The 247-nt window shown below is 60.7% G+C and carries 1 pseudogene; it reads left to right on the forward strand.

Annotated features, from left to right (window positions below):
• Positions 1-7: 7 nt before the first annotated feature.
• Positions 8-247: pseudogene (locus tag AC0IW9_RS31610) on the forward strand (hypothetical protein); the annotation flags it as partial.

Genomic DNA, 247 nt, shown 5'->3' on the forward strand with positions numbered 1-247 from the left:
GCGTGCAGTGGATGCGCAGTCAGCCGCGCGCATTCACCCTAACGACCCTCAGCGCTTGGTGCGCGCTCTGGAAGTATTCAAGGTCAGCGGCATGACCATGAGCGAATTGCGTCTGCGACAGAATGAAGACAGCTCAGCAGCGGGGCGTTTCCCCTATACTGTGGCGCAACTGGCGGTCGCGCCCGCTCAGCGATCAGTGCTTCACGAGCGAATCGCGCAACGATTTGACCTGATGCTGGAACAGGGC

It is taken from the genome of Belnapia sp. AC561 (assembly GCF_979252845.1).